This window comes from Kitasatospora sp. NPDC087314, assembly GCF_044744365.1.
Taxonomy (GTDB): domain Bacteria; phylum Actinomycetota; class Actinomycetes; order Streptomycetales; family Streptomycetaceae; genus Kitasatospora.
On sequence record NZ_JBIUYE010000007.1, the window covers coordinates 205,418 to 232,379 of the forward strand.

General features: G+C 71.3%; 26 protein-coding genes and 1 riboswitch. Of the genes, 16 read left to right on the top strand and 10 right to left on the bottom strand.

Translation table 11 applies throughout. From position 1 onward, the window contains the following. Positions 1 to 14: 14 nt before the first annotated feature. The 3 genes from ACIO5E_RS17350 (at position 15) to ACIO5E_RS17360 (ending at position 2,346) form a co-directional block, all read left to right on the top strand. A complete protein-coding gene (locus ACIO5E_RS17350) occupies positions 15 to 194 on the top strand; it encodes a DUF6104 family protein (RefSeq protein ID WP_030057990.1) in 180 nt (59 codons plus the stop codon). A 210-nt stretch (positions 195 to 404) separates the two neighbouring features. Further along, entirely contained in the window at positions 405 to 1,313 is a 909-nt protein-coding gene (locus ACIO5E_RS17355) for a DUF4097 family beta strand repeat-containing protein (protein WP_400668266.1), read from the top strand. Position 1,314: 1 nt separating this feature from the next. Beyond that, on the top strand, positions 1,315 to 2,346 hold the full coding sequence (locus tag ACIO5E_RS17360) for a PadR family transcriptional regulator (RefSeq protein WP_400668268.1): 1,032 nt from the start codon (positions 1,315 to 1,317) through the stop codon (positions 2,344 to 2,346). A gap of 130 nt (positions 2,347 to 2,476) precedes the next feature. Here ACIO5E_RS17360 and ACIO5E_RS17365 read toward each other — a convergent pair whose 3' ends face one another. Both ACIO5E_RS17365 and ACIO5E_RS17370 read right to left on the bottom strand, forming a co-directional pair. Next, on the bottom strand, positions 2,477 to 3,439 hold the full coding sequence (locus ACIO5E_RS17365) for a zinc-binding dehydrogenase (RefSeq protein WP_400668271.1): 963 nt from the start codon (positions 3,437 to 3,439) through the stop codon (positions 2,477 to 2,479). A gap of 91 nt (positions 3,440 to 3,530) precedes the next feature. After that, positions 3,531 to 4,727: an NADP-dependent malic enzyme gene (locus ACIO5E_RS17370; RefSeq protein WP_280676134.1), complete on the bottom strand. Its 1,197-nt coding sequence runs from the start codon at positions 4,725 to 4,727 to the stop codon at positions 3,531 to 3,533. A 952-nt stretch (positions 4,728 to 5,679) separates the two neighbouring features. Between ACIO5E_RS17370 and ACIO5E_RS17375 the strand changes: the two genes are divergently transcribed. The 4 genes from ACIO5E_RS17375 (at position 5,680) to ACIO5E_RS17390 (ending at position 9,125) form a co-directional block, all read left to right on the top strand. After that, positions 5,680 to 6,609: an ABC transporter substrate-binding protein gene (locus ACIO5E_RS17375; protein ID WP_400668275.1), complete on the top strand. Its 930-nt coding sequence runs from the start codon at positions 5,680 to 5,682 to the stop codon at positions 6,607 to 6,609. A gap of 37 nt (positions 6,610 to 6,646) precedes the next feature. Beyond that, the gene (locus tag ACIO5E_RS17380; protein ID WP_400668277.1) at positions 6,647 to 7,621 is read left to right on the top strand and encodes an amino acid ABC transporter permease; all 975 of its coding nucleotides are present in this window, start codon (positions 6,647 to 6,649) and stop codon (positions 7,619 to 7,621) included. Then, a complete protein-coding gene (locus ACIO5E_RS17385) occupies positions 7,618 to 8,421 on the top strand; it encodes an amino acid ABC transporter ATP-binding protein (RefSeq protein ID WP_400668279.1) in 804 nt (267 codons plus the stop codon). The genes ACIO5E_RS17380 and ACIO5E_RS17385 overlap by 4 nt, the downstream gene beginning before the upstream one ends. Before the next feature lie 113 nt (positions 8,422 to 8,534). After that, positions 8,535 to 9,125: a CGNR zinc finger domain-containing protein gene (locus ACIO5E_RS17390; RefSeq protein ID WP_280676142.1), complete on the top strand. Its 591-nt coding sequence runs from the start codon at positions 8,535 to 8,537 to the stop codon at positions 9,123 to 9,125. Between the two features lie 9 nt (positions 9,126 to 9,134). Here the strand turns inward: ACIO5E_RS17390 and sodX are convergent, their stop codons facing one another. Next, the gene (gene sodX, locus ACIO5E_RS17395) at positions 9,135 to 9,518 is read right to left on the bottom strand and encodes a nickel-type superoxide dismutase maturation protease (protein ID WP_400668738.1); all 384 of its coding nucleotides are present in this window, start codon (positions 9,516 to 9,518) and stop codon (positions 9,135 to 9,137) included. Positions 9,519 to 9,795: 277 nt separating this feature from the next. On the opposite strand from sodX, the gene sodN reads away from it, so the two are divergent. From sodN to ACIO5E_RS17430, 7 genes are all read left to right on the top strand, one after another. Further along, positions 9,796 to 10,191 carry a superoxide dismutase, Ni gene (gene sodN / locus ACIO5E_RS17400; protein ID WP_280676144.1) on the top strand — a complete coding sequence of 132 codons (396 nt, stop codon included), beginning with the start codon at positions 9,796 to 9,798 and terminating at the stop codon, positions 10,189 to 10,191. An 89-nt stretch (positions 10,192 to 10,280) separates the two neighbouring features. Then, a riboswitch (cobalamin riboswitch) is annotated at positions 10,281 to 10,419 on the top strand. A gap of 123 nt (positions 10,420 to 10,542) precedes the next feature. Continuing rightward, positions 10,543 to 11,628, top strand: a complete 1,086-nt coding sequence (locus ACIO5E_RS17405; protein ID WP_400668284.1) for a FecCD family ABC transporter permease — start codon at positions 10,543 to 10,545, stop codon at positions 11,626 to 11,628. Then, on the top strand, positions 11,628 to 12,410 hold the full coding sequence (locus ACIO5E_RS17410; RefSeq protein WP_400668286.1) for an ABC transporter ATP-binding protein: 783 nt from the start codon (positions 11,628 to 11,630) through the stop codon (positions 12,408 to 12,410). Before ACIO5E_RS17405 ends, ACIO5E_RS17410 begins: the two co-directional genes overlap by 1 nt. Positions 12,411 to 12,464: 54 nt before the next feature. Beyond that, complete coding sequence (locus ACIO5E_RS17415; RefSeq protein WP_400668289.1) at positions 12,465 to 13,460, top strand: ABC transporter substrate-binding protein; 996 nt, start codon at positions 12,465 to 12,467, stop codon at positions 13,458 to 13,460. Positions 13,461 to 13,546: 86 nt separating this feature from the next. After that, positions 13,547 to 14,023: a GNAT family N-acetyltransferase gene (locus ACIO5E_RS17420; RefSeq protein ID WP_400668292.1), complete on the top strand. Its 477-nt coding sequence runs from the start codon at positions 13,547 to 13,549 to the stop codon at positions 14,021 to 14,023. A 250-nt stretch (positions 14,024 to 14,273) separates the two neighbouring features. After that, positions 14,274 to 14,684, top strand: coding sequence for an anti-sigma regulatory factor (locus ACIO5E_RS17425; RefSeq protein ID WP_400668293.1), 411 nt, complete (start codon positions 14,274 to 14,276; stop codon positions 14,682 to 14,684). 275 nt (positions 14,685 to 14,959) lie between these two features. Continuing rightward, positions 14,960 to 15,838 (top strand): RNA polymerase sigma factor SigF, encoded by an 879-nt coding sequence (locus ACIO5E_RS17430; RefSeq protein WP_400668740.1) that lies wholly within the window; start codon positions 14,960 to 14,962, stop codon positions 15,836 to 15,838. A 47-nt stretch (positions 15,839 to 15,885) separates the two neighbouring features. On the opposite strand, the gene ACIO5E_RS17435 is transcribed toward ACIO5E_RS17430, so the two are convergent. Further along, positions 15,886 to 16,314, bottom strand: a complete 429-nt coding sequence (locus ACIO5E_RS17435) for a hypothetical protein (RefSeq protein WP_400668296.1) — start codon at positions 16,312 to 16,314, stop codon at positions 15,886 to 15,888. Between the two features lie 50 nt (positions 16,315 to 16,364). On the opposite strand from ACIO5E_RS17435, the gene ACIO5E_RS17440 reads away from it, so the two are divergent. After that, positions 16,365 to 17,336 carry a diacylglycerol/lipid kinase family protein gene (locus ACIO5E_RS17440; protein ID WP_400668298.1) on the top strand — a complete coding sequence of 324 codons (972 nt, stop codon included), beginning with the start codon at positions 16,365 to 16,367 and terminating at the stop codon, positions 17,334 to 17,336. A gap of 369 nt (positions 17,337 to 17,705) precedes the next feature. Next, complete coding sequence (locus tag ACIO5E_RS17445; protein ID WP_014138019.1) at positions 17,706 to 17,957, top strand: WhiB family transcriptional regulator; 252 nt, start codon at positions 17,706 to 17,708, stop codon at positions 17,955 to 17,957. Between the two features lie 448 nt (positions 17,958 to 18,405). Here ACIO5E_RS17445 and ACIO5E_RS17450 read toward each other — a convergent pair whose 3' ends face one another. The 6 genes from ACIO5E_RS17450 to ACIO5E_RS17475 form a co-directional block, all read right to left on the bottom strand. Then, positions 18,406 to 19,926, bottom strand: coding sequence for a PAS domain-containing sensor histidine kinase (locus tag ACIO5E_RS17450; protein ID WP_280676162.1), 1,521 nt, complete (start codon positions 19,924 to 19,926; stop codon positions 18,406 to 18,408). 473 nt (positions 19,927 to 20,399) lie between these two features. Next, positions 20,400 to 21,458, bottom strand: a complete 1,059-nt coding sequence (locus tag ACIO5E_RS17455) for an SIS domain-containing protein (RefSeq protein ID WP_400668302.1) — start codon at positions 21,456 to 21,458, stop codon at positions 20,400 to 20,402. 192 nt (positions 21,459 to 21,650) lie between these two features. Further along, a complete protein-coding gene (locus ACIO5E_RS17460) occupies positions 21,651 to 22,946 on the bottom strand; it encodes an extracellular solute-binding protein (RefSeq protein WP_400668305.1) in 1,296 nt (431 codons plus the stop codon). Between the two features lie 430 nt (positions 22,947 to 23,376). Beyond that, complete coding sequence (locus ACIO5E_RS17465) at positions 23,377 to 24,930, bottom strand: glycoside hydrolase family 3 protein (protein WP_400668308.1); 1,554 nt, start codon at positions 24,928 to 24,930, stop codon at positions 23,377 to 23,379. A gap of 6 nt (positions 24,931 to 24,936) precedes the next feature. After that, the gene (locus tag ACIO5E_RS17470) at positions 24,937 to 25,764 is read right to left on the bottom strand and encodes a carbohydrate ABC transporter permease (RefSeq protein WP_400668312.1); all 828 of its coding nucleotides are present in this window, start codon (positions 25,762 to 25,764) and stop codon (positions 24,937 to 24,939) included. After that, on the bottom strand, positions 25,761 to 26,789 hold the full coding sequence (locus ACIO5E_RS17475) for a carbohydrate ABC transporter permease (protein WP_400668314.1): 1,029 nt from the start codon (positions 26,787 to 26,789) through the stop codon (positions 25,761 to 25,763). Before ACIO5E_RS17475 ends, ACIO5E_RS17470 begins: the two co-directional genes overlap by 4 nt. Between the last annotated feature and the right edge of the window lie 173 nt (positions 26,790 to 26,962).

A 26,962-nucleotide genomic window follows, 5' to 3' on the forward strand; every position in this document is an offset into this window, starting at 1 on the left:
GACCGGAGTGAACCGTGTACTTCACCGACCGCGGCATCGAGGAGCTGGAGAACCGGCGCGGCGACGAGGAGGTCACCTTCGAGTGGCTGGCCGAGCGACTGCGCGAGTTCGTCGACCTCAACCCGGACTTCGAGATCCCGGTCGAGCGGCTGGCCACCTGGCTGGCGCGGCTCGACGACGAGGACGACGAGTGACCCGGTGAACCGCTGGTGAGGGGCCCGGGAGGCGATCGCCTCCCGGGCCCCTCGCATACCCCGGCCTCCCCGTAGGGGGCGCCTCGGGGGCGGTTCAGGGACGAGTCGGGGCCGCGATCGGGGCGGGCACGCTTGACTTGCGCGGCACGCGATATATCGTCTTTAGCAGAGGACGCGATACATCGCGATCGACAACGGGAGGCGGCAGAGATGAGTCAGTGGACGGTCGAAGGACCCGACAGGATCACCATCGACGAGGCGGTCCGGGCGTTGCACGTGCGGATCATCGACGGCACGGTGAACGTGGTGGCGGCCGAGGGCCCGGCCCGCCTGGAGGTCACCGAGCTCCAGGGCGAGCCGCTGCACGTGACCCTGGTGGACGGCGTCCTGACGATCACCTACAAGGACATCAACAGCTGGAGCGAGTTCGGCGACCGGCTCAAGTCGGTCGACGCCGTCAAGGGCTTCTTCGGTTCCTTCAAGCGCAAGCGGGTCGCCGGCATCACCCTGACCGTCCCGGCCGACGCCGAGGTCAAGGTCGGCACCGTCTCGGCCGACGCCACCGTCTCCGGCATCACCGGGCACGTCTCGGTGCAGAGCGCCAGCGGTGACGCCACCCTGGTCGGGCTCACCGGCCGCACCGACGCCAACACCGTCACCGGCGACGTGGACGCCCAGTCGGTGGCCGGCCAGCTCAAGGTGAACACCGTCTCCGGGCAGCTCACCGTGGTCGCCGGCACCGCCGACCGGGTCCAGGCCAACGCCGTCACCGGCGCGGTCACCTTGGACCTCGACGTCTCCAGCCCGGCCGACGTCAAGGTCGCCACCGTCAGCGGCCCGGTCGTGATCCGGATCCCCTCGGTCACCGACGCCAAGGTCGAGGCCGGCTCCACCAGCGGTGACATCTCCAGCACCTTCGAGGGGCTCAAGCTGAGCGGCAGCTGGGGCGCCAAGCGCCTGTCCGGCCAGCTCGGCGACGGCCGGGGCAGCCTCTCCGTGACCACCGTCTCCGGCGGCGTCACCGTGCTGCGCCGCCCCGACCCCGAGGACGACGCGCCGGTGGTCGTCAAGGAGCTCCCGGCCGGCCTCGGCAAGCCCGACCTCACCAAGGAGGCCTGAGATGACGCCCGTGTTCGGCCACGGCCGGCTCCGGCTCTACCTGCTGAAGCTGCTCGACGAGGCCCCGCGGCACGGCTACGAGGTGATCCGCCTGCTGGAGGAGCGCTTCCAGGGCATGTACGCGCCCTCCGCCGGGACGGTCTACCCCCGGCTCGCGAAGCTGGAGCAGGAGGGCCTGGTCACCCACAGCACCGAGGGCGGCCGCAAGGTCTACCGGCTGACCGACGCCGGGCGCACCGAACTGGAAGCCCGCCAGGGCGAGTTGGACGACCTGGAGCTGGAGATCCACGACTCCGTGGCGCAGTTGGCCGGGGCGATCCGCGAGGACGTCCGGGACAGCGCCAAGGACCTGCGCGAGGAGCTGTGGCAGGCCGCCAAGCAGGCCCCCCGGCCCGACCGCGCCGAGGGCGGGGACCCGTGGTCCGGCCCGTGGGGCGACAACGAGTCCTGGCAGCGCGCCAAGGAGGAGTTCGCCCAGTTCAAGCGGCAGGCCAAGGACCAGGCCAAGCGCGCCCGGGAGCAGGAGAAGGCGGCCAAGGCCAAGGCGAAGGCCGCCGAGGAGGAGGCCCGCCGGCTGCGCGAGCAGGCCAAGGCCTCACGGACGGCCGCGCAGCAGGAGGCGCTGCGGATCAAGCGCCGGGTCGAGCAGCAGGTGCGCGAGCACGCCGCGAAGGGCGACTGGCCGACCGGCCTGGCCGAGGGGCTGTCGGAGCTGACCAAGGGCCTGTCGGGACTGGCCGACGCGGCCCGTTGGGGCCACCCGTCCGACGAGCCGGCCGAGCAGGTCACCGTCACCCGGATCGACCTGGACAAGGACGGGCCGGCCACCCCGACCGCCCCGGCCGACCTGCCGCCGTGGGCACGGACCGACCCGGCCGGCGACCCGGCCCGCGAGCTGGAGCGGCTGCTCGACCGCTTCCGCGACCAGGTCCGCGACGCTGCCCGGGACGGCGGCGTGAGCGCCGACGGGCTGGCCGAGGCCCGCTCGGTCTTGGGCGCGGCCGGCGAGCGGCTGAAGCGCCTGCTCGGCTGAACACCGGACCGCATCACCGGCCCGGCACGCTCCGCGGAGCGTGCCGGGCCGGTCCGCGTCGGGGACGCACGACGTCAGCGCCGCACGAGGTCGAGACCGTCCGACGTCAGGGACGCACGACGTCAGCGCCTCACGGCGTCAGCACGATCTTGCCGAAGACGTCGCCCTTGGCGAGCCGCGCGAAGCCGTCCCGGGCCTCGGCCAGCGGCAGCACCGAGTCGATCACCGGCCGGACGCCGGTGGTCGCGCAGAGCGAGAGCAGCCCGGCCAGCTCCTCCTTGGTGCCCATGGTCGAGCCGACCACCTTGAGCTCCAGGAAGAAGATCCGGTTCAGCTCGGTGGCACTCGGGTTGGAGCCGGAGGTGGCACCGGAGATGACGATGGTGCCGCCCGGGCGCAGCGCCTTCACCGAGTGCGACCAGGTGGCGGCGCCGACCGTCTCCATCACCGCGTCCACCCGGGCGGGCAGCCGGGCACCGCTCTCGAAGGCGGCGTCGGCGCCGAGTTCGACCGCCCGGCGGCGCTTGGCCTCGTCCCGGCCGGTGACCCAGACCCGCAGCCCGGCGGCCTTGCCGAGGACGATCAGCGCGGTCGCCACGCCGCCGCCCGCGCCCTGCACCAGGACGGTGTCACCGGGCCTGACCCCGGCGTTGGTGAACAGCATCCGGTAGGCCGTCAGCCAGGCCGTGGGCAGGCAGGCGGCCTGTTCGAAGCTCAACTCGGCGGGCTTGGGCAGCAGGTTCCAGGTGGGCACGGCCACCTGCTGGGCGAAGGTGCCCTGGTAGCGCTCGGTCAGGATGGAGCGGGGCTCGTCCGGGCCCACCCCGTGGCCGGTCTGGCCGATCACCGAGTGGACGACCACCTCGTTGCCGTGCTCGTCGACGCCCGCGGCGTCGCAGCCGAGGATCATCGGCAGCTTCCCGGCGGGCAGGCCGACCCCGCGCAGCGACCACAGGTCGTGGTGGTTGAGGCTGGCGGCCCTGACCGTGACCAGACTCCACCCGGGGCGGGCCTGCGGCTCGGGGAGTTCGCCCAACTCCAGCCCGCTGAGCGGGTCGTCGGCGTCGATACGTGCGGCGTAGGCAGCAAACATGTTGCGGACGATAGCCGCGACGGCCGGGGCCGGGAACCACGCGCAGGTGTGACGCGCGTCCCGGCCCCGGCCGTCGGCGGGGTTCGGACCGTCAGATCCGGGCCACGCCCTCGGCCCGGGCCGCCTCGGCGACGGCCTTGGTGACCGCCGGGGCGACCCGCTCGTCGAACGGCGACGGGATCACCTTCTGCGGCGTCAGCTCGTCGGCGACGACGCCGGCCAGCGCCTTGGCGGCGGCCAGCTTCATGCCCTCGGTGATCCGGCTGGCCCGCACCTGCAGGGCGCCGGCGAAGATGCCGGGGAAGGCCAGCACGTTGTTGATCTGGTTCGGGAAGTCGCTGCGCCCGGTGGCGACGACCGCCGCGTACTTGTGCGCGACCTCGGGGTGGATCTCCGGGGTGGGGTTGGCCATCGCGAAGATGAACGCGCCCTCGGCCATGGTCGCGACGACCTCCTCCGGCACGGTGCCGCCGGAGACGCCGATGAACACGTCGGCGCCGGCCAGCGCCTCGGCCAGCGAGCCCTTGAGGCCGGTGCGGTTGGTCAGCTCGGCGATCTCGGCCTTGACGTCCGTGAGGTCGCCGCGGCCGTCGTACACCACGCCCTTGCGGTCGCAGACCGCGACGTCGCCGATGCCCGCCGCCACCAGCATCTTGGCGATGGCGATGCCGGCCGCGCCGGCGCCGGAGATGACGGCCCGCAGCGAGCCGATCTCGCGGCCGGTCACCGCGGCCGCGTTCCACAGGGCGGCGGTGGTGACGATCGCGGTGCCGTGCTGGTCGTCGTGGAAGACCGGGATGTCCACGGCCTCCTGGAGCCGGCGCTCGATCTCGAAGCAGCGGGGGGCGGAGATGTCCTCCAGGTTGACGCCGCCGAAGGAGGGGGCCAGCCGGACCACGGTCTCGACGATCTCGTCGACCTCGGTGCAGGCCAGCGCGATCGGCACCGCGTCCACGCCGCCGAACTGCTTGAACAGGATGGCCTTGCCCTCCATCACGGGCAGGGAGGCCTCCGGGCCGATGTCGCCGAGGCCCAGCACGGCGGTGCCGTCGGTGACCACGGCGACGGTGTTGGACTTCCAGGTGTAGTCGTTGACCAGCTCCGGCTGCTCGGCGATGGCCGTGCAGACGCGGGCGACACCCGGGGTGTAGGCGAGGGACAGGTCGTCCGCGTCGCGCACCGGGACGGTCGCCCGGATCTCCATCTTGCCGCCGCGGTGGAGCGCGAAGACGGCGTCGATCGGATCGTCGGTGTCCTGGGTGCTGCTGTGCATGATCTCCGCTGCCACGATGACCTCTTCGTCATTGATCTGGCGAGGGTGCACGGCCGACGGGCAGGACGACCCGTCCGGAAACCGGAAACCGGGTACGCCGAAGCGGACCCGGGGGCTGGGTCGGGGCGCTGCCGTCGGGCGGCGCCCTCGGATGAGGGTTTATGGGTCTTGTTTGTCCGCGTTGTGCTTCCGGGCCGAGCGTAGGACGGACAAAGGCATCGCACCTATGCCTTTTCGTCCTCGTCACGTGCAGTTCATCGCCGAGCTGTCGCGTCACTGGGGCCCGGCGTCGGAAGCGCCGGGCTCCGGCGGCGGCGACGGCGATGGCGCACGCGCACCCGCAGGAGTGAACGCAGACGCGAAGGGGAGTCGGCGCCCCGGATACGGAGCCACGTGATGACTTCCGTTCCCGGACACCCCGAGCCTGTCGGGACTCGTCGGTCTGGTTCGAGCGTTCGGGGGTCACCCGGTACCGAATTCTGACACACCCGCCGCCGGGCCCGGCAGGGCGGGATGGCGGGATCGCCCGTCCGCCATGTCGCGTCCACCCGCGCTCCACCGTCACGCCGGACGGCGGGCCTCCGGCCACCTGACAGAGGGATCTGCATACTTATGCACGGAGTGACAGCGACGCTGAATAAGTCCGAATAGCGGACAACCCGAACCCTCGTTATCCGATTTTGACCTGGATGAGGGCCATCTGACCGTCCTCAGATGGCAGGATTCCCCCCATCTCGGATCGAGCCGGCCCCTGGTCGAGGCGGTTCGCTCGACGTCCACCTCGGCGGAGGGTGGCGCAAGCAGTACCCCGCACCAACCTGCGCGGTTCGCCCGCACAGGCACCGCACCACCCGGCCCGCACGTACGACGACGTACAGCGAAATACACCCGTACAGCGCCGTACCCCGGTGTGCCGCCCCCCGCGGCGCGCTCCGCCCGACCTCTCCCTCAGGAGGAGATCCCCCTCATGACCGCCCGTACCCAGCGCACCCGGCTCCTCGCGGCCGGCGCGGTTGCCGCCTCCGTGACCCTCGTCCTGACCGGCTGCAGCAGCAGCAAGAGCGACAACGGCGGCGGCGCGCCCAACGCCTCCGCGACCGTCAACGAGGTGAAGGCCGACGACAAGCTGGCCGCCCTCGTCCCCGCCGACGTCAAGTCCTCCGGCAAGCTCGTGGTCGGCTCGGACGCCTCGTACGCGCCGGACGAGTTCAAGGACGACAGCGGCAAGGTCATCGGCATGGACGTGGACCTGGCCAACGCCATCGCGGCCAAGCTCGGCCTGAAGGCCGACGTCCAGGACTCCGGCTTCACCGCGATCATCCCGGGCATCCAGTCGAACAAGTTCCAGCTCGGCATGTCGTCCTTCACGGACAACAAGGAGCGCGAGCAGATCGTCGACATGGTGACCTACTTCAACTCCGGCAGCGCCGTCGCGGTCAAGAAGGGCAACCCCGACAAGGTCGACCCCAACGACCTCTGCGGCAAGAAGGTCGCCGTCCAGACCGGCACCACCCAGGCCGACGAGATCAAGGACACCCGCAACCCGGAGTGCGCCAAGGCCGGGAAGCCGGGCATCCAGAACGACGGCGACAAGTTCGACCTCCAGACGGACGTCACCAACGCCGTCGTCTCCGGCCGCGACCAGGCCCTGATGGCCGACTCCCAGGTCGTCGACTACGCGATCAAGCAGTCCGGCGGCCAGCTGGAGAAGCTCGGCTCCACCTACGGCGTGGCCCCCTACGGCGTCGCCGTCGCCAAGGGCTCCAAGCTCACCCCCGCGATCCAGGGCGCCGTCCAGTCGCTGATCGACGACGGCACCTACAAGCAGATCCTCACCAAGTGGGGCGTCGACGCCGGCGCCCTCGACAAGTCGGTCATCAACGGCGCCGCGAGCTGACCGTCCCCCCGCTTCATCTCTCACCCGAGGCCACACCGTGAACTCTCTGGACAAGGGGCGGGCGGAGGAGGGACGGCCTGAGACCATCAAGGCCATCCCGGTCCGCCACCCCGGACGTTGGGCGGGCGCCGTCGTCATCGCCCTGCTCGCGGCGATGCTGCTGAGCGCCCTCTTCACCAATCCCGCCTTCAAGTGGGACATCGTCGGGCAGTACCTGTTCCACGACAGCATCGTGCACGGCATGATCGTCACCCTGGAACTGACCGTCCTCGCCATGCTGATGGGCGTGGTCGGCGGCATCGTCCTCGCCGTCATGCGCCTGTCCCCGAACCCGCTGCTCTCCGGCACCGCCTGGCTCTACATCTGGATCTTCCGCGGGACCCCGGTGCTGGTGCAGCTGGTGTTCTGGAACTTCCTCGGCCTGATCTGGGCCAAGCTGTCGATCGGCGTCCCGTGGGGACCGGAGTTCTGGTCCGAGTCCACCAACGTGCTGATCCCGACCTTCGTCGCCGCCCTGCTGGGCCTCGGCCTCAACGAGGCCGCCTACATGGCGGAGATCGTCCGCGGCGGCATCCAGTCGGTGGACGAGGGGCAGACCGAGGCCGCCCACGCGCTGGGCATGAGCCGGTTCCAGACCATGCGGCGGATCGTCCTGCCGCAGGCCATGCGGGTGATCATCCCGCCGACCGGCAACGAGACCATCTCGATGCTCAAGACCACCTCGCTGGTCAGCGTGATCTCCCTGGAGGAGATCTTCCGGGCCGGCCAGGTCATCTACTCTCGGAACTACCAGAACATCCCGCTGCTGATCGTGGTCAGCCTCTGGTACCTGTTCTTCACCTCGGTGCTGACCATCGGCCAGTACTACATCGAGCGCTACTACGCCCGCGGCTCCAACCGGACCCTCCCGCCCACCCCGCTGCAGCGGCTGCGGGGCCTGTTCGCCGGAAGGCCCACCCCGAAGACCGGCGCCGACGTCGTCCCGGGGCTTGAGGGAGGTGGTCACGTATGACCGATCTGAGCAAGACCCCGGCCGACGCCACCGCCACCGGCCACCCGATGGTCCGTGCCGAGAACGTCCACAAGTCCTACGGCGCCGTGCACGTGCTGAAGGGCATCGACCTGGAGGTCCGGCAGGGCGAGGTGTTCTGCCTGATCGGCCCGTCCGGCTCCGGCAAGTCGACCTTCCTGCGGTGCATCAACCACCTGGAGAAGATCAACGCCGGCCGCCTCTGGGTGGACGGCGAACTGGTCGGCTACCAGCAGAAGGGCGACAAGCTCCACGAGCTCAAGGACCGCGAGGTCGCCGTCAAGCGGCGCGACATCGGCATGGTCTTCCAGCGCTTCAACCTGTTCCCGCACATGACGGCCGTCGAGAACGTCATGGAGGCCCCGGTCCAGGTCAAGGGCGAGAGCAAGGCCGTCGCCCGGGAGCGGGCGATGGGCCTGCTGGAGCGGGTCGGTCTCGCCGACAAGGCGAGGAACTACCCCTCCCAGCTCTCCGGCGGCCAGCAGCAGCGCGTCGCGATCGCCCGCGCGCTGGCCATGAAGCCCAAGCTGATGCTCTTCGACGAGCCGACCTCGGCGCTCGACCCCGAGCTGGTCGGCGACGTCCTGGACGTCATGCGCGGCCTCGCCGAGGAGGGCATGACCATGGTGGTCGTCACCCACGAGATGGGCTTCGCCCGCGAGGTCGGCGACGCGCTGGTGTTCATGGACGGTGGCGTGGTGGTCGAGTCCGGCAACCCCCGCGAGGTACTCACCGACCCCCAGCACGAGCGCACCCGGGCGTTCCTCTCCAAGGTGCTGTAGAGCCCGTACCGTCGGCGCCCGGCAGGCTGCTCCTGCCGGGCGCCGACGTTTTCCCCACCCAGGTAATAGGCTGGACGCAGTCAGCCCGTTACCGACCTTCTGGAAGGACCTCCGTGGAGCTCGCCTCGTACGCCGATCTCGCCGTTCGGCTGGTGAACACCGAGGAGCCCGAGCGCGGCACCGACGCGCTGACGTCCGTGGACGCGGTGCGCGCCCTGTTCTCCGACTCCTCACGGGCCGCCGCGCAGGCCGACGAATCCGACCTGCCCCGGCTGCGGGCGGTGCGCACCAGGCTGCGCGGGGTCTTCGAGGCCGCCGCCGAGGGCGACGAGATCCGGGGCGTCGACCTGCTGAACAGCCTGCTGATGGAGTACCCGGTCAGCCCGCTGGTCTCCGGGCACGACTTCCTGGACGACGCCGGCCGGCCGCGCTGGCACCTGCACCTGGCCGACAACTCCCCGACCGCCACCGCGCACTTCAGCGCGGTCGCCTGCATGGGCCTGGCCGTCCACCTGACCGAGCTGGGCGCCGACCGGCTCGGCATCTGCCAGGCCGCGCCCTGCCGCAACGCCTACCTGGACACCTCGACCAACCGCTCCCGCCGGTACTGCTCGGACCGCTGCGCGACCCGCGCCAACGTCGCCGCGTACCGGGCCCGCAAGCGCCAGGAGGCGGAGGCCGCGGCCCTCGGCGCCGCAGGGTAGGCGCCCGTTCTAGGGCTTGTCCGACACGCCCTGGAGCTCCTCCGCCCAGACGCCCAGGCGGCGGGCCAGGCCCGGCACCCGGGCCAGCCGGGTGGTCAGCAGCAGCCGCTCCAGCCGGCGCCCCGGCGCCAGCCAGGCCGGGCGCGGGCGCAGCCGCAGCAGCACCCGGCCGAGCACCAGTTCGTCCGGCACCGGGCCGTAGCTGCGGCTGTCGCTGTCCACCGGCCGGTTGTCGGACAGCAACCACCAGCCCCCCGGGCGCCGTTCGGCGGCCCGCTTCACCACCAGCAGGTCCTGCTGGAAGGGGTGCCGGAAGAGCACCACCGCGCCGGGCCGGATCGGCGCGCCGTAGCGCACCAGCAGCTGGTCGCCCTCGCGCAGGGTCGGGACCATCGACGGGCCCGCCACGTCGACCAGCCCGAACGGCACCGCGCCGCCGCGCCGGCCCCGCCCCTGGGGTTCCGTGCCCTCCGGTTCCGTGCTCCGCGCCACGACTCCTCCTCCCGGACCACCCGGTCCCAGTCTGCCGTACGGACCGTCACCCTGTTCGATGTCCGGAATACCCCGGTTGCGGGTCCGCCTTTTGCCCTAGGCCCACCGCCCGATCGCGAAACGACGGGGGCGGAAGGGTAATCTCGGGCGCGGGAAGACGATCTAAGGAAGGACTCCCATGTTCTCTCGTCTGTTTGCACCGCGCGCCACCGCCCACGCCCACTGCGACCTGCCCTGCGGCGTGTACGACCCGGCGCAGGCGCGGCTCGAGGCCGAGTCGGTCAAGGCCACCCAGGAGAAGTACCAGGCCAACGAGGACCCGCACTTCCGCGCCCGCGCCATCATCATCAAGGAGCAGCGCGCCGAGGCCGTCAAGCACCACATCTCGGTGCTGTGGAGCGACTACTTCAAGGCCCCGCACTTCGAGAAGTACCCGCAGCTGCACCAGCTGGTCAACGACACCCTGAAGGCCGCCTCGGCCGCCAAGGCGTCCACCGACCCGGCCACCGGCCAGGCCCTGCTGGACCTGATCGCCGAGGTCGACAAGATCTTCTGGGAGACCAAGCAGGCCTGAGCCTGACGCGTCGCCACCCGACCGCCCCCGTCCGCAGCGCCGGACGGGGGCGGTCGTGCGTCCACGCCCGATCGCGGCCCAGGTAAGGGTTGCCTGGCCTGAGTGGCTGTTATGCTGCCAGGGCGTCCGAGGGGGAAGTCCGGTGTGAATCCGGCGCTGACCCGCAACGGTGAGCGCGGCCCGTCGGCCGTGCCAGCCCGATCGCCCTCGGCCGCCGACCTCCCGACAACTCGCCGTGGACTGCGAGGGGACGGCGCCCGGGCCCGCGCCCGTCCGGCGCCCGCCCCCGCACACCCGCGGCCCGAGGCAAGGCGCACCCGTGGACGAGCGGAGCGAGAGAACCACCCGGAGGTGCGCGTGAGCACCGCACCCGTGGGCGGCGGCGCGGTGAGCCCGCCCGCCCGTCGCATACCCGCCGCACCCCTCACCGTCGGTCTGGCCGCCGCCCTGCTGCTCTCACTGGTCTGCGGGGTCGCACTGGGCGCCGCCGGGATCGGCCTGCCCCGCGCCCTGCGGCTGCTGGCCGCCGGACTGACGGGCGGACGGCTGGAGGCGGGCGAGGCCGCCGCCTACGCGATCGTCTGGGAGATCCGGCTGCCGCGCACCGTGCTGGCCGCCGTGGTCGGCGCCGGGCTGGCCGCCACCGGGGTCGCCGTCCAGGCCCTGGTGCGCAACGCGCTGGCCGACCCCTTCGTGCTCGGCGTCTCCTCCGGCGCGGCCGTCGGCGCCAACGCCGTCCTGCTGCTCGGCGCCTTCGCCTCGCTCGGGGTGTGGGCCATCTCGGTCTCCGCGTTCGGCTCCGCGCTGCTCGCCATGGTGCTGGTCTACCTCGCGGCGCGGACGGCCTACGGGCTCACCCCGCTGCGGCTGGTGCTCACCGGCACCGCGCTCTCCTACGGCTTCTCCGCGCTCACCGCGCTGATGGTCTTCGCGGCCGCCCGCGGCGAGGCCGCCCGGGACGCCATGATGTGGCTGCTCGGCAGCCTCGGCGGCGCCACCTGGGGCTCGGTGCCGATCGCCGCCGCCACCGTGCTGGCCGGTCTGGCGTACCTGGCCTGCGCGGCCGGCCGGCTGGACGCGCTCGCCATGGGCGACGAGACGGCCGCCTCGCTCGGCGTGGACCCGGACCGGCTGCGCCGCGAGCTGTTCGTGGTGACCGCCGCCGTCACCGGCACGGTGGTCGCCGTCAGCGGGGCGATCGGCTTCGTCGGGCTGATGGTGCCGCACCTGGCCCGGATGCTGGTCGGCGCCGGACACCGCCGGGTACTGCTGGTCGCGCCGCTCGCCGGGGCGCTGCTGCTGGTCTGGGTGGACATCGTCTCGCGCACCCTGCTGGCGCCCGCCGAACTGCCGGTCGGGGTGGTCACCGCGGTCCTCGGAGTGCCATGCTTCCTGCTGCTGATGCGCCGTCGCGGCTACTCCTTCGGAGGCCGCTGATGGACCTCGCCCTGGACTCCGTCTCGGTCGAACTGGCCGGCGCCCGGCTGGTCCACGACGTCACCCTGGACGCCGCCGCCGGGCAGGTGGTCGGGCTGGTCGGGCCGAACGGCAGCGGCAAGTCGACCCTGCTGCGCTGCGTCTACCGGGCGCTGCGGCCCGCCGCCGGGGCCGTCCGGCTGGACGGCGACGACCTGCACGCGCTCACCGCGCGCGCGGCCGCCCGACGGGTGGCCGCGCTGCCCCAGGAGCACTCCGCCGAGTTCGACTTCACGGTCGCCGAGGTGGTCGCCATGGGCCGGCTGCCGCACCGGCGCGGGCTGGGCGGCCCGGGCGCGGGCGACCACGCGCGCTGCACGGGGGCGCTGCGCAGGGTCGGCGCCGAACACCTGGCCGGGCGGGGCTTCCTGAGCCTGTCCGGCGGCGAGAAGCAGCGGGTGCTGATCGCCCGCGCGCTGGTCCAGGAGCCCCGGCTGCTGGTGCTGGACGAGCCCACCAACCACCTGGACATCGCCCACCAGTTGGACGTCCTGGCGCTGGTCCGGCAGGCCGGACCGACGGTGCTCACCGCGCTGCACGACCTCAACCTGGCGGCCGGCCACTGCGACCTGCTGTACGTGCTGCGGGCCGGCCGGATCGTCGCCTCGGGGCCGCCCGCCGAGGTGCTCCGCCCCGACCTGCTGGCCGAGGTGTTCGGCGTCCGGGCCGCTCCCGTGCGGCACCCGGTGACCGGCGCCGCCCAACTGCTCTTCGACCGGATCCGGCCCACCCCCGAAGACTGATCGACCCCGCGGACCGATCGACCCCGAAAACTGCTCGACCTCGAAAGAAGGCCCGTGCGTACCAAGGCCGTTGCCGCCACCGCCCTGCTCGCCCTCGGACTCACCGCCTGCGGCGCCGAGATCGCCCCGAGCGCCGACTCCACCGCCGCCTCCGCCCACTACCCGGTGACCGTGGAGAACTGCGGCACCAAGCTCACCTTTCCGCAGAAGCCCGCCCGGACGGTGACCAACGACGTCGGCATCACCGAGCTGATGCTCGCCCTCGGCCTCGCCGACCGGATGGCCGGCTACGTGATGCCCGACGACAAGGGCAAGGTCGACCAGGTCGCCTGGAAGGACGGCTACCAGCAGACCGGTTGGCTCTCCAAGAAGGAGATCACCAAGGAGATCGTGCTGGGCGCCAGGGCCGACCTGGTCTTCGCCGGCTGGCACTACGGCTTCGACGAGGGCCGCGGCTTCACCCCGCAGGCGCTCAAGGACCTCGGCATCGCCTCGTACGTGCTCAGCGAGTCCTGCCGCAGCGGCAAGGGCACCGAGCGCGGCGTGATGTCCCCGCTGGACGCGCTCTACACCGACCTGGCCAATCTCGGCGAGGTCTTCGACGTCCGGGACCGGGCCGACAAGCTGATCGCCGACTTCAGGGCGCAGGTCGCCGCCGTCCCGCAGCCCGGGCGCCGGCCCTCCGTGTTCCTGTACGACAGCGGGCAGGACAAGCCGTACACCGCGGGCAGGTTCGCCGCGGCCGACGAGATCATCACCAGGGCCGGCGGCACCAACGTCATGGGCGACCTGGCGGACTCCTGGGTCACCACCGGCTGGGAGAGCGTTGTCCAGCGCGATCCCGAGGTGATCGTGATCAACAACTACGGCGAGACCGGTGCGGAGGCCAAGCGGAACTTCCTCAGGTCCTTCCCGCCGCTGGCCGGCGTCTCCGCGATCAGGAACGACCGGATCTTCGTGCTGGACTACGTCGACCTGGTGGAGAGCCCGCGCAACCCGGCCGCGATCTCCGCGCTGGCCGCCTACCTGGGCACCGTCCCCGCCCGCTGACCGGTCCGCCGCCCGGGCCGGCGGATCGCCGAACGGACCCCGTCCGGTCCTGGGCCGGGACGGGGCCCGCGCAGTAGGCTCGCAGCATGATCCGCACCGCCGTTGTGACCGACGTTCCCGTCATCCACGCCCTGATCCGCGAGCTCGCGGACTACGAGAAGGCCCCGCACGAGGCCGTGGCCACCGAGGAACAGCTGCGCGACGCCCTGTTCGGCGCCGCCCCGGCGGTGTTCGGCCTGATCGCCGAGGACGACACCACGGGCGAGCCGGTCGGTTTCGCGATCTGGTTCCTCAACTTCTCGACCTGGCGCGGCACCCACGGGATCTACCTGGAGGACCTGTACGTCCGCCCGCAGGCCCGCGGCGGCGGCCACGGCAAGGCGCTGCTGCTGGAACTGGCGCGGATCGCCGTCGAGCGCGGCTACTCCCGGATGGAGTGGTCGGTGCTCGACTGGAACCTGCCCTCGATCAACTTCTACAAGTCCCTCGGCGCGGTGCCGATGGACGGTTGGAGCGTCTACCGGCTCACCGGCGAGGCCCTCGCCGCCGCCGGCGGCCGCTGAACGGACCGCCTTGAACCCCTGCCACCCTGCGTCGCGATGGCTTACCATGAGTGACTCCCGAGCCCCGGCCGGCGTGCGGAAAGCGGTAAGGTCTCAGGCGGATACGCGGCGTCCGGTCGCCCTGCGAAGGGTATGACCGGTACGTACCGCACCACCCCTCTGGACAGTTGGGGCGAAGCAGTTGAGCCAAGCAACAGACAGTGCCGCGGCCACCGGCCCGGAAGCACAGCGCGTCACCCAGGAGGTGAGGGTGTCCCAGATCGACGGCGAGCCCGGAGTGCAGGACTTCGTGGAGGTCCGGCTGCCCGCGGCGGGGGCCTACCTCTCGGTCCTGCGAACAGCGACGGCCGGCCTGGCGGCGCGGCTCGACTTCACCCTCGACGAGATCGAGGACCTGCGGATCGCGGTGGACGAAGCCTGCGCCATCCTGCTCCAGCAGGCGGTGCCCGGCTCCGTCCTGTCCTGCGAGTTCCGGCTGGTCGGCGACTCGCTGAAGGTGACCGTCGCCGCCCCGACCACCGACGGCAAGGCGCCCGAACGGGACACCTTCGCCTGGACGGTGCTCTCCGCACTGGCCGGCGAGGTCGACTCCTCGGTCGCCGAGGACAAGACCGTGTCGATCAGCCTGCACAAGAAGCGCGGCGGCCCCGCCACCCACTAGGCGGGACGTCGAACAGCAGCACCGCACAAGGGCCGTCCGCCCGGCACCCGATCCGGGGCCGGGCGGGCGGCGCCCGGTACCGCCCCCACGCGGTACGACCAACGAGACGATGCCGGGGCCCCGAGGCCCCGGTGCTCCCGGAACGGAACGGGGGAATGGCCGTGAGTGATCTGGACCGTACCGGCCTCGCGACGGCGGGACCTGCCGTACCGACCCAGGCGAGCGTTCCTGGCCTCGCCGCCAACGACGAAGCGCACCCGAAGGACGCCCACCGGATGAGCCACCCGACCGAGCCGACGTCTGATCCGTCGCCCGCCTCCCCGCCCCCGCCCGATCCGGCGGACGGGACCGGGGACCTGCGCGGCGCGGTGCCCACCCAGGCCCCGCACCGCTCGGGCGCCCCGGACCGGGAGGCGGCCCGTGCGCTGTTCGTCCGGCTGTCCGCGCTGCCCGAGGGCTCCCCGGAGCGCGTCGAGCTGCGCAACCAGCTGGTGCGGATGCACATCCCGCTGGTCGAGCACCTGGCCCGGCGGTTCCGCAACCGGGGCGAGCCGCTGGACGACCTGACCCAGGTCGCCACCATCGGCCTGATCAAGTCGGTGGACCGCTTCGACCACGAGCGCGGGGTCGAGTTCTCCACCTACGCCACGCCGACCATCGTCGGCGAGATCAAACGGCACTTCCGCGACAAGGGCTGGGCGGTCCGGGTGCCGCGCCGGCTCCAGGAGCTGCGACTGTCGCTCACCACGGCGACCAGCGAGCTCTCCCAGCGGCACGGGCGCTCCCCCACGGTGCACGAGCTCGCCGAGCACCTGGGCATCTCCGAGGAGGACGTCCTGGAGGGCCTGGAGTCCGCCAACGCGTACTCCACGCTGTCCCTGGACGTGCCGGACAGCGACGACGAGTCGCCGGCCGTGGCGGACACCCTGGGCGCCACCGACGAGGCGCTGGAGGGCGTCGAGTACCGCGAGTCGCTCAAGCCGCTGCTGGCCCAACTGCCGCCCCGGGAGCAGAAGATCCTGGTGCTGCGGTTCTTCCGGAACATGACCCAGTCGCAGATCGCCGCCGAGGTGGGGATCTCCCAGATGCACGTGTCCCGCCTGCTGGCCAGGACCCTGGCCCAGCTGCGGGAGAAGCTCCTCGTGGAGGAGTAGGACCGACGGCCGCCGAACCGGCGGCCGGTCCCGGCGGCCCTGTGTGCTCAGCCCTCGCGCGGAGCGTACAGGGCCGCCGTCGACTTCGGGTTCAGCAGCGAGCCGATGCCCACCAGCCCGAGCAGGCCGACCAGCACGCCGACGCCGATCATCGCGCCGCCGCTCTCCAGCATGTAGTACCCGATCGGCAGGCAGATCGAGTTGGTGAGCACGGCCGGGCTGCGGCCCCAACGACGCTCCTTGAGCAGCGCGCGGGCGGCCAGCACCGGCAGCACGCCGAGCAGCACGATGACCACGCCACCGAACTCGTTCAGGGCGAGTTGCTTGGACTGGCCGGACAGCGCGGACACCATGTCCCAGACGCCGACGACGGCCAGCGCGGCGCCCTCCAGGGCGGTGATGGCGGCGCCCACGGTCAGCGGCAGGGGGCGGGCCGGGGCCGCCGTGGGTACGGGTGCGGAGGATTCTGCGGTCACTCCAGCAGGGTAGCCGCCGGTTGGTCCGTACCGACCCGTAGGCTTTCCCCATGCGCGCTCTCCTGGTCGTGAACCACAACGCCACCACCACCAGTGGCCGCACCAGGGACGTGCTGATCCACGCGCTGCGCAGCGACCTCAAGTTGGACGTGGCCGAGACGCAGTACCGGGGCCACGCGCGCGACCTGGCCCGCGCGGCCTCCGAGGACGGCACGGTCGACCTGGTGGTCGCGCTCGGCGGTGACGGCACCGTCAACGAGGTGGTGAACGGGCTGCTGGCGCACGGCCCGGGCGAGAAGGTCCCGCGACTGGCCGTGGTGCCGGGCGGTTCGACCAATGTGTTCGCCCGCGCGCTCGGCCTGCCCAACGACCCGGTGGAGGCCACCGGCGCCCTGCTGGACGCGCTGGAGCACGGGCGCGAGCGGCCGATCGGCCTGGGCAAGGCGATGACCGAGGGGCTGCCGGACCGCTGGTTCACCTTCACCGCCGGCCTCGGCTTCGACGCCGGGGTGGTCGGCCGGGTCGAGGAGCAGCGCCGGGCGGGGCGCAAGTCCACCCACGCCCTCTACGTGGGGCAGGCGCTGCGGCACTACGTCACTCAGCGTGAGCAGCGCCGTTCCGGCCCGGTGACCCTGGAACTGCCGGGCCACCAGGACCTGCCGGGCCTGGCGCTGACCATAGTCAGCAACACCTCGCCGTGGACGTTCCTCGGCAACCGTCCGGTGTACCCCTCGCCGCTCGCCTCCTTCGACACTGATCTCGACGTCTTCGGCATCACCCGGATGACGGCGTTCGGCACCGCTCGAACGATCCGTCAGATCCTGCGGTCGTACACGCCTTCGGGCGACGGCGCCCCGCCGGCCGGCCCGTCCGGCAAGCACGTCGTCACCTATCACGACGTCAGACACTTCACCTTGGTTTCAGAGGAACCCGCCCCGTTCCAGGTTGACGGGGATCACCTTGGAGACAGGAGTCGCGTCAGTTTCACAGGCGTACGGCGGGCACTGCGTGTGATTGTGTGACCGGAAGGGGGTTTCACCCTTCTTCTCGAACGCACAAGCCCCCTTCACTCCATAGAAGTACTGGCTGTGAGCTAGGCGACACCGAAGAATCAAAAATTCCTCCCTGAAGGGGGTTGTATCCGGGCCCGAGGTTTGCGAACCTCTACATGGCGATCGGGACGCATCGCAGCGACGGCAACCTCAGATCCTGACGGGTGCCGACCGCGGAACGTCCCTCGAATTGCCGAATCCCTCCTCAGCACAGACCACCCGGGCCCGGTGGGCCTTTGGTCTCTTTTGCTGTTGCGGGATTCGTGAAAGCGTTCACATTCACAAGCCATCGATTATGCCGATCGGGTGACCCCCGCCGGCAGGAGGAGTTGGACGACCATGGACTGGCGCCACCGCGCTGTCTGCCGCGAAGAGGACCCGGAGCTGTTCTTCCCGATCGGGAACACCGGTCCCGCTCTGCTGCAGATCGAGGAAGCCAAGGCCGTGTGCCGCCGCTGTCCGGTCATGGAGCAGTGCCTGCAGTGGGCTCTCGAGACCGGCCAGGACGCCGGCGTCTGGGGCGGCATGAGCGAGGACGAGCGTCGCGCGATGAAGCGCCGTGCCGCCCGCAACCGCGCCCGCACCGCCTGATCACACGCCGTAGTACCAGCAGTAACCGCAGCACCGATCAACACATGATCAAAGGCTTCCCTGCACTTCCTGGTGAAGCCTTCCGTACAAAGGGCCTTGCCTGGCGAGGTCCCGCGACACCGGACCGTCCAGCCACTTGATACTGTTCACTTAGAGCAATATTGTGGAGCTGTGGCGCTCACCGTGTGCAACGCACCGGCGAGGTGTCGCACCACCTAGAGCCCCCGTTCCGGCCGACTCCCCCCGACGGCCGGAACGGGTTGAGAGGCCCTGTCGACCCACCCCCCCCCGGTCGACAGGGCCTCGTTTTTGTTTCCGCGCCCAAGCGGACCGGCCGTGCGCGGGGCTCGCGCGGCGGGCGCCCGGCGCCTTCGCCGCGCGCACGCCCCCGCCGCGCTCCTCGATGCACCGATCCGCACCGGTGCACCGATCCGCCGAGCCGTCGGCGTCAGCGGACCGGGATCTCCAGGATCACCTTGGTGCCGCCGTCCGGGCCGGCCACCATGTCGAAGGTGCCGCCCAACTCCCCGGTGGCCAGCGTGCGGACGATCTGCAGGCCGAGGTTGCCCGCCGTCTGCGGGTCGAACCCCTCGGGCATGCCGCGGCCGTCGTCCTGCACCGTGATCAGCAGGTACTCCTCCGGGCGGGCACCGCCGTTCCAGCTGTCCGACCAGCCCATCCCGGTCGCCGGCGCCCGCCCGCGCAGCGCGCTGACCTCCAGGTTCCCGGAGGCGGTCGGACCGAAGGCGTGCTCCAGGGCGTTCTGCAGCAGCTCGGTCAGCACCATCGACAGCGGGGTGGCGACCTCGGCGGACAGGATGCCGAAGCTGCCGCTGCGGCGGGTCGCCACCCGGCCGTCCTGGGACAGCTCCATCACCATCGCCAGCACCCGGTCGGCGATCTCGTCGAAGGCCACCTGCTCGTCCAGCGCCTGGGAGAGCGTCTCGTGCACGATCGCGATCGAGCCGACCCGGCGCACCGCCTCGTCCAGCGCGGCCCGGCCGGCCTCCGACTCCATCCGGCGGGACTGCAGCCGCAGCAGCGCCGCGACGGTCTGCAGGTTGTTCTTCACCCGGTGGTGGATCTCCCGGATGGTGGCGTCCTTGGTCATCAGCTCGCGGTCGCGGCGGCGCAGCTCGGTGACGTCCCGGCAGAGCACCAGCGAACCGGTCAGCGTGCCCTTGGGCTTGAGCGGGATCGCCCGCAGGGTCACCACTCCCCCCTGGACCTCGACCTCGGTCTGCCGCGGCGCCCAGCCGCTCGCCAGCTTCACCAGCGCCTCGTGCACGGCCGCCCGGGAGGGCGGGACGAGGTCGGCGGTGGCGCGGCCGAGGTGGCTGCCGACCAGGTCGGTGGTGAGGCCGAGGCGGTGGTAGGCGGAGAGCGCGTTGGGGCTGGCGTAGGTGACGATGCCGTCCGCGTCGAGCCGGATCAGGCCGTCGCCGACCCGGGGGGCGGCGTCCATGTCGATCTGCTCGACGCCGGGGAACGGGAAGCTGCCGGCGGCGATCATCTGGGCCAGGTCGGAGGCGCTCTGCAGGTAGGTGAGCTCCAGCCGGCTGGGGGTGCGGACGGTCAGCAGGTTGGTGTTGCGGGCGATCACCCCGAGCACCTTGCCCTCGCGCCGGACCGGGATGGACTCGACCCGGACGGGCACCTCCTCACGCCACTCCGGGTCGCCCTCGCGCACGATCCGCCCCTCGTCGAAGGCGGCGTCCAGCAGCGGGCGGCGCCCGCGCGGGACGAGGTGGCCGACCATGTCGTCCTGGTAGGAGGTGGGGCCGGTGTTGGGCCGCATCTGCGCCACCGAGACGTAGCGGATGCCGTCCCAGGTGGGGATCCACAGGACGAGGTCGGCGAAGGAGAGGTCGGAGAGCAGCTGCCACTCCGAGACCAGCATGTGGAGCCATTCCACGTCGGCCCCGGTGAGGGTGGTGTGGCGGCGGACGAGTTCGTTCAGCGAGGGCACATGGCGAGGGTAGCGCCGCCGGTCCGCGCGGGGCGCGGCGGACCGGGGAGCGGATCATGCTCCGGGCCTGCGGCGGGACCTTGTGGGCGAAGTTGTCCAGACCAATTTTTGGAGAGGCCTGGACAACCCAGATTGGTCTAGTCCACAATGAAAGGGCACCAAGGAGAGGCCCACCGCGCAACTGCCCTGACCGCGCGAGGCCTTTCCTCGGTCGGACGCCGCCGAACGAGGACCCCGCACAGTTCTCGATTGACTCCGGTGCCCGACGACAGCTCCGGGCTACGGTGCCGCATGGGTTGAGGGTCCCGTGTCGGCGCCGTGGCCCGTAGTGCTTTCCGGGGCCGGTTCCGTTCGCGGCCGGGAAGCACGACGAAGCACCACGGGGCTCCCCCACCGGAGCCATGTTCCGCCGCTCAACGCGTCGGGCCCCGTCCACAGGCTGTGGACGGGGGCCCGACGCGTGGCGCCGTACGTCAGTGGGTCTCGGTGACCTTGGCCAGGGCGCGCGGGGCGTCCGGGTCCTGACCACGGGCGATGGTGACCTCGTAGGCCAGCAGCTGCAGCGGCAGGATCTCCAGGATCGGCTGGACCTCCTCGGGCACGCCGGCCGGCAGCGCGAAGCCGGCCGAGGCGGCGTCCACCTGCGACTGCCGGCCGACCACGACCAGGTCCGCGCCGCGACCGCGCAGGCGGTCCAGCACCGGCTGCAGGGCCTCGCCGCCCTTGCCGTCCGGGACGATCGCGATGACCGGCGAGACGTTGTCCACCATGGCCAGCGGGCCGTGCAGCAGGTCGGCGCCGGAGAACGGGGAGGCCGGGATGTAGGTGGTCTCCATGAGCTTCAGCGCCGCCTCGCGGGCGGTCGGGTAGCCGTAGCCGCGCGAGGTGATGACCAGGCGCTGGGCGAAGCGGTAGCGCTCGGCCAGCGCCTTCACCTCGGCATGGCGGGACAGGATGCCGGCGGCCAGGCCCGGCAGCTCCTTGGCCGCCGACCCGTCGCCGCCCCGCAGGCCCTCGACCAGCAGGTAGAGCGCCAGCAGCTCGGCGGTGTAGGTCTTGGTGGCGGGCAGCGCCTTCTCCGGCCCGGCCAGCACGTCGATGTGGAACTCGGAGACGTCGGCCAGCGGCGAGGCCGCGTTGTTGGTGACGGCGAGGGTGATGGCACCGGCCTCGCGGGCGGCCTTGGTGGAGGCCACCAGGTCCGGCGAGCCGCCGGACTGGCTGACGGTGATCACCAGCACGTCGGTGAGGTCCGGCTTGGCACCGTAGGCGGTGGTGGTGGACATCGAGGTCAGGCCGGCGGGCTTGCCGAGCAGGATCTCGATCAGGTACTTGGCGTACAGCGCCGCGTTGTCGGACGTGCCGCGCGCGGTCAGCAGGACGAAGCGAGGGTTGCGGCCGGCGATCTCGGCGGCGATCTCGCGGATCTTCGGAGCGCCCTCGTCGAGGATGCGCTGGAGGACGGCCGGCTGCTCGGCCATCTCCGCCGCCATGATCCGGCCGGGGACGGAAACAGTCTGCGGGTCGGACATCAGGATGTGCCTCCGATGAGATGGTTCGACCCCGACCGGGCAGGTGCCCGGCGGGGACCTCTACGGCGGCGAGTCCGCACACTCGCTGCGGTGGTTTCCTGCCGCAATCCTACGGTGGACGCCCCGGGCGGGCACACCCGAACCGCCCCGGACCGGACGCTCGGCGACGGCGCCCGGGGACGGGACGGACGGTCAGGACGGCTTGTTGATCAGCTGGTCGATCGCGGCGTCGGCCTCCTTGGTGGCCTGGTCCACCGACTTGCCCTTGAGGATGGCGCTCAGCATGTCGGGCAGGATCTTCTGCTTCTCGATCGCGCCCCAGCCGGGCGCCAGCGGGGTGAACCAGGCGTCCGGCACCGCGTTGGCCGCGGCGGAGGTGCTCGGCTTGTTCTTCAGCGGGTTCAGCTGGGTGAGGTTGTTCGGCAGGATGTCCTTGTCGGCCAGCGCCTGCTGGGACTTGGTGCCGGTGAACATCCGCACCCAGTCGGTGGCCAGCGCGACCTGCGCGGACTTGGCGGTGACGGCGAGGTCGGAGCCGCCGATGAAGGTGGGCAGCGGCTTGCCGTCCGGGCCGGGCATGGTGGCCACCTTGACGGCGTCCTTGAGTCCCGGGTCTCCGGTGCCCGGCGCGGTCACGCTGGCCGCCTCGTAGCCGTTGCCGTAGAAGGACGCGGCGTGCCCTCGGGCCATCGACTCGAACTGGTTCTGCTCGTTCACCTTCAGGTCGCCCTTGTTGTACTTGCGGACCAGGTCGACGAAGTGGCTGACGCCCTGCTGGGACTTGGCGTCGTGCAGGGTTCCGTGCCAGTTGCCGGAGCTGTCGAACTTGGCGATGCTGCCGCCGTACGCGGCCACGTAGCTCATCGCGGCGTACCAGTACGGGCCGGGCAGGTAGAGCGGGGAGAAGCTCTTGTCGGCCTTGTTCTTGTCGGCGACCTTGTCCAGGGCCGTCAGCAGGTCGGCTTCGGTCTTGGGGAACTCCGCGCTGCCGGTGGCCTGTTGGAAGCCGGCGGAGTTGTAGATGGCGACCCGGGCACCGGCGTAGTAGGGCACGCACCAGAGCTTGTCCTGGTACGTACAGGTGTTGGCGAGCGCCTTGATCCAGCTGTCGGAGTTGTCGAAGCTGGTCCGGTCGACCGGAGCCAGCGCGCCGGAGAGCACGTACTTCATGGTCTCGGTGTTGCCCAGCTCGACCACGTCGGGGGCGCCGCCCTCGGCGATGGCCTTGTCGAGCTTGGTCACCTTGTCAGCCCAGCCCTGGTACGAGAGCTTGAGGGTGACGTTCGGGTACTTCGCGGCGAACTGGTCGTTGACCTGCTGCACCAGGTCGGGCCAGTTCTTCTGGGCGTCGTCCATCAGCCAGACGGTGACGGTGCCGGTCGCGGCCTTCGGATCGGCGGCGGGGCTCTTGCCGTCCGTCGACGATGTGCCGGCCGAGGAACAGGCCGTCAGGCCGACCGCCAGGGCCGTGATTCCGAACGTCGACATGAGCTGACGCTTCTTCACGCCATCCTCCGAGGGTGCTAGAGCCGTGTTGCCCGCCGGCAGCGTGATGGCGCCCGCAGCGGAGAGTCCGGGCAGGGCGAGGAGCTTCGGGGAGGGCCGGTACCACATCCGGTGAGGTTGAAGTTCGAACCGGATGACTGGACTCTGGCCTAGACCAAAGGTGGTGTCAACGGCCAAAAGCCCTCGTCGCCAAGGCCGTTGCAGAGCCGTTGTACCCCGTGGCCAACCGTCGCCGTTCCGTCACCCTCAGTGGAACTTAAGGTGGATTTAAGGCTCACTTGAGGGATCACGGTCATCTGGTGAACCCGCAGGTCAACGCGGGGAAAACGGGACGGGCCCGCCATGCGGCATGCGCATGACGGGCCCGTCTGCCAACGCCCTCCGGACACAGCCGGTGACGTTCCCCCTCGGCTCAGCCGATCGCTCCCGGCTGCCCGGTGAGCACCTCCACGGCCGCCAGCCCGCAGACCCGGGCGGCGCCGTGGGTGGCGATGTAGAGCGCGCCGACCGGCTCGGACTGCGGCAGCCCCATCTCGACCACCGCGGCGTCCGGCCGGGCCGCCACCAGGCGGCCCAGCGCGGCGGACATCCAGGCGTGCCGGTGCGCGTCGCGGACCACCAGCACCAGGCGACGGCCCTCGGCGGTGGCCACCAGCTCGGCGACCAGCGCGTCCAGCAGCTCGGGGGCGGCCTCGGCCGCCGAGACCGCGCGGGTGCGGGTGCCGGGGAAGCGGTCGGCCAGCATGCCGGCCACGCCCCACGGGGTGACGTCGCCGACGGCGATGTTCGGCTCGTCCGAGAACGAGGCCACGAACGGGCGCTCGGACACCGGCAGCGGCTCGTGGCCCGGCGCCCGGACCACCCTCAGCGCCCGGCGGGCGGCCCGCAGGCCGACCGCGAGGTCCGGCTCCGGCCGCTCGCCCTGGGCCGAGATCCGGCCCCAGCTGCCGAGCGCGCGGACCCGGTCGGCGGCGTCCGCCAGCCGCTCCTCGGAGAGCCGGCCGGCCCGCACGCCCGCCACGATGGCGTCGCGCAGCATCAGCACCGTCTCCTCGTCGGCCAGCCCGCCGCCGACGCAGATCGCGTCCGCGCCGGCCGCCAGGGCCAGCACGGTGCCCTCGCCCATCCCGAAGGTGTCGGCGATGGCGCCCATCTCGATCGCGTCGCTGACGATCAGGCCCTGGTAGCCGAGGCCGCCGTCGGCCGGGGCGGCGCGCAGCAGGTCGCGCAGCACGGTGGGGCTGAGGGTGGCCGGCAGCTTCGGGTCGAGCGCCGGGATCATGATGTGGGCGGTCATCACGGCCTTGGTGCCGGCCGCGATCGCCGCCTGGAACGGGACCAGGTCGCGGGCCCGCAGCACGTCCAGGTCGACGTCGATGACCGGCAGGCCGTGGTGCGAGTCGACCGCGGTGTCGCCGTGGCCGGGGAAGTGCTTGGAGCAGGCGGCCACGCCGGCCGACTGCAGGCCCTCCACCCAGGCGGCGGTGTGCCGGGCGCACAGCTCCGGGTCGGCGCCGAAGGAGCGGACGCCGATCACCGGGTTGCGCGGGTTGGAGTTGACGTCCGCGGTGGGCGCCCAGTTGTAGTTGACGCCGGCCGCGGCCAGCGCCCGGCCCAGCTCGCGGGCGACGTCCCGGGTCAGCGCCGGATCGTCGATCGCGCCGAGCGCGAGGTTGCCGGGCCAGGACGAGCCGGAGCCCGCCTCCAGCCGGGTGACGTCCCCGCTCTCCTCGTCGATCGCGATCAGGAGGTCGGGGTTCTCCTCGCGCAGCGCCCTGGTGAGCGTGGCGAGCTGGTCGAGGTCGACCACGTTGCGGTCGAACAGCGCGACCGAGCCGAGCCCGGCGGCGAGGTGGCGGCGCAGCCACTGCGGCACCTGGGTGCCGACGAAGCCGGGCTGCAGGACGGTCAGGGCGTCGCGGTGCAGCTGGTCGCTGTCCGGCACGGTGGGAACGAGGATGCTCACGATGACTCAGCCCTTCACGGCGCCGTCGGTCAGTCCACCGACCGCCTTGCGCTGCAGGAAGACGAACAGGATCAGCACGGGGATGGCGAACATCGTGGACGCCGCCATGGTGGCGCCCCAGTCGTTGCCGAAGGCGGTCTTGAAGGAGGACAGCCAGAGCGGGAGGGTCTTGCCCTCCTCCTTGTTGAGGATCAGGACGAGCGGGAACTCGTTCCACGCGGTGATGAAGCCGAACAGCGAGGTCGACATCAGACCGGGGGCCAGCAGCGGGAAGATCACCTTCACGAAGGCCTGGGTGCGGGTGCAGCCGTCCACCATGGCCGACTCCTCCAGCTCCTTCGGCACGGCGGCGATGAAGCTGCGCAGCGTCCAGATGGTGAAGGGCAGGACCATCATCATGTAGAAGAAGGTCAGCGGCATCAGGCTGTTCAGCATGCCGTTGTCGCGGGAGATGATGTACACCGCGATGGTCATGACCTCCCACGGCGCCATCTGCGCGATCATGACGACCAGCACGAAGGACTTGCGGCCGCGGAACTTCATCCGGGCGATGGCGAAGGCCGCCAGGGTCGCGATCACCAGCGAGGCCAGCACCGCGCCGACGGTGGCGATGAGGCTGTTGGTGACGTACGTCCAGAAGTTCGGCGCGTTCACCGCAGTGGTGAAGTGCTCGAAGGTGCCGTTGAACGGGATGAAGACCGGCGTCTTGCTGATGATGTCGTTGTTCTGCTTGAAGGCAGTCGCGACCATCCAGTAGACGGGGAAGATGAAGAAGACGAAGAGGACGACCGCGATCACGTTCGGCCAGGTACGTCCGAAGAGAGAGCGCCTCACAGCTCGTCCTCCTGCTTGATCATGATGCGGAAGTAGTACGCCATCAGCGCGCCCAGCATCAGGATGGTGAGCACCGCGATCGCGGAGCCGACGCCGTAGTGCTGGCCGGACGAGCCTTCGAGGAAGGCGTGCACGGGCAGGGTGCGGGTCAGCTTCTCGGGACCGCCGGCGTTGATCGCGTACACCTGGGTGAAGGCCTTGAAGACCCAGATGATCTCCAGGAAGGTCGTGGCCAGGAAGAACGGCTTCAGGCTGGGGAAGATCACCGAGCCGAAGATCTTGAAGGAGCCGGCGCCGTCCATCCGGGCGGCCTCGTAGAGCTCCCTGGGGATGGTGGTCAGGCCGGCGTACATGTTGAACGCCACGAACGGCACCGACTGCCAGACGATCAGCAGGATGACGACGAAGAAGGTCGAGTACTGGTCGCTCATCCAGTTGTAGTCGGCCATCGAGTGCCAACCCAGCTGGTCCAGGACCCAGTTGACGACACCCCACTGCTGGTCGAACAGCCAGCTGTAGACGGTGGTCGCGGCGACCACCGGCATGGCCCAGGCCATCAGCAGCCCGATCGACAGCACCAGGCGCATCTTCTTGCCGAGGTGGTTGAGCAGCAGGCCGATCAGGGTGCCGCCGACCATGATCAGCACCACGTTGACCAGGGTGAAGACGACGGTGCGTCCGGTGACCGACCAGAACTCCGGGTCGGTCAGCTGCTCCTTGTAGTTGTCGAAGCCGTTCCACTCGGTCAGGTGCAGGACCAGCTGGCGCTTGTTGAGGTTCTGGAACGACAGCAGGACGGTCTTCACCAGCGGCCAGCCCAGCAGGGCGACGGTCGCCACGGTGGCCGGCAGCAGCAGCAGGTACGGGGCGAGACGGGAGCCCAGGCCGGGGCCGTCCGCGGATCTGGTGCCCTTCGGGGCGGAGCCCTTGGCACCGCCGCCCGCGGCACTCGTCTCAATACTGGCCACAACAGCCTTCCCCGACGCCGGGGACTGTGTCTGCACCCGCTCTGAATGCACAGCCATCGTTCTCACTTCCTCACAACCCGACCACGACGGACAGGCGTGGGGGGGGGGGCCCCCCCCCCCGGCGGGGGGGGGGGGGGCGGCCGCGGGGGGGGGGGGGGGGGGTGTGGGGGGGGGGGGGTGGATTGGGGGTTAATGTGTAGGTGTGGGGGGGGGGGGGCCCCGCGGCCACG

Coding starts and splice junctions, on each gene's coding strand:
- ACIO5E_RS17360 (WP_400668268.1), top strand. CDS start 1,315: ATGACGCCCGTGTTCGGCCACGGCCGGCTCCGGCTCTACCTGCTGAAG.
- ACIO5E_RS17460 (WP_400668305.1), bottom strand. CDS start 22,946: ATGTCGACGTTCGGAATCACGGCCCTGGCGGTCGGCCTGACGGCCTGT.
- ACIO5E_RS17440 (WP_400668298.1), top strand. CDS start 16,365: ATGCGCGCTCTCCTGGTCGTGAACCACAACGCCACCACCACCAGTGGC.
- ACIO5E_RS17420 (WP_400668292.1), top strand. CDS start 13,547: ATGATCCGCACCGCCGTTGTGACCGACGTTCCCGTCATCCACGCCCTG.
- sodN (WP_280676144.1), top strand. CDS start 9,796: ATGTTCTCTCGTCTGTTTGCACCGCGCGCCACCGCCCACGCCCACTGC.
- ACIO5E_RS17365 (WP_400668271.1), bottom strand. CDS start 3,439: ATGTTTGCTGCCTACGCCGCACGTATCGACGCCGACGACCCGCTCAGC.
- ACIO5E_RS17375 (WP_400668275.1), top strand. CDS start 5,680: ATGACCGCCCGTACCCAGCGCACCCGGCTCCTCGCGGCCGGCGCGGTT.
- sodX (WP_400668738.1), bottom strand. CDS start 9,518: ATGGTCCCGACCCTGCGCGAGGGCGACCAGCTGCTGGTGCGCTACGGC.
- ACIO5E_RS17455 (WP_400668302.1), bottom strand. CDS start 21,458: ATGTCCGACCCGCAGACTGTTTCCGTCCCCGGCCGGATCATGGCGGCG.
- ACIO5E_RS17385 (WP_400668279.1), top strand. CDS start 7,618: ATGACCGATCTGAGCAAGACCCCGGCCGACGCCACCGCCACCGGCCAC.
- ACIO5E_RS17355 (WP_400668266.1), top strand. CDS start 405: ATGAGTCAGTGGACGGTCGAAGGACCCGACAGGATCACCATCGACGAG.
- ACIO5E_RS17475 (WP_400668314.1), bottom strand. CDS start 26,789: ATGGCTGTGCATTCAGAGCGGGTGCAGACACAGTCCCCGGCGTCGGGG.
- ACIO5E_RS17430 (WP_400668740.1), top strand. CDS start 14,960: ATGAGCCACCCGACCGAGCCGACGTCTGATCCGTCGCCCGCCTCCCCG.
- ACIO5E_RS17410 (WP_400668286.1), top strand. CDS start 11,628: ATGGACCTCGCCCTGGACTCCGTCTCGGTCGAACTGGCCGGCGCCCGG.
- ACIO5E_RS17445 (WP_014138019.1), top strand. CDS start 17,706: ATGGACTGGCGCCACCGCGCTGTCTGCCGCGAAGAGGACCCGGAGCTG.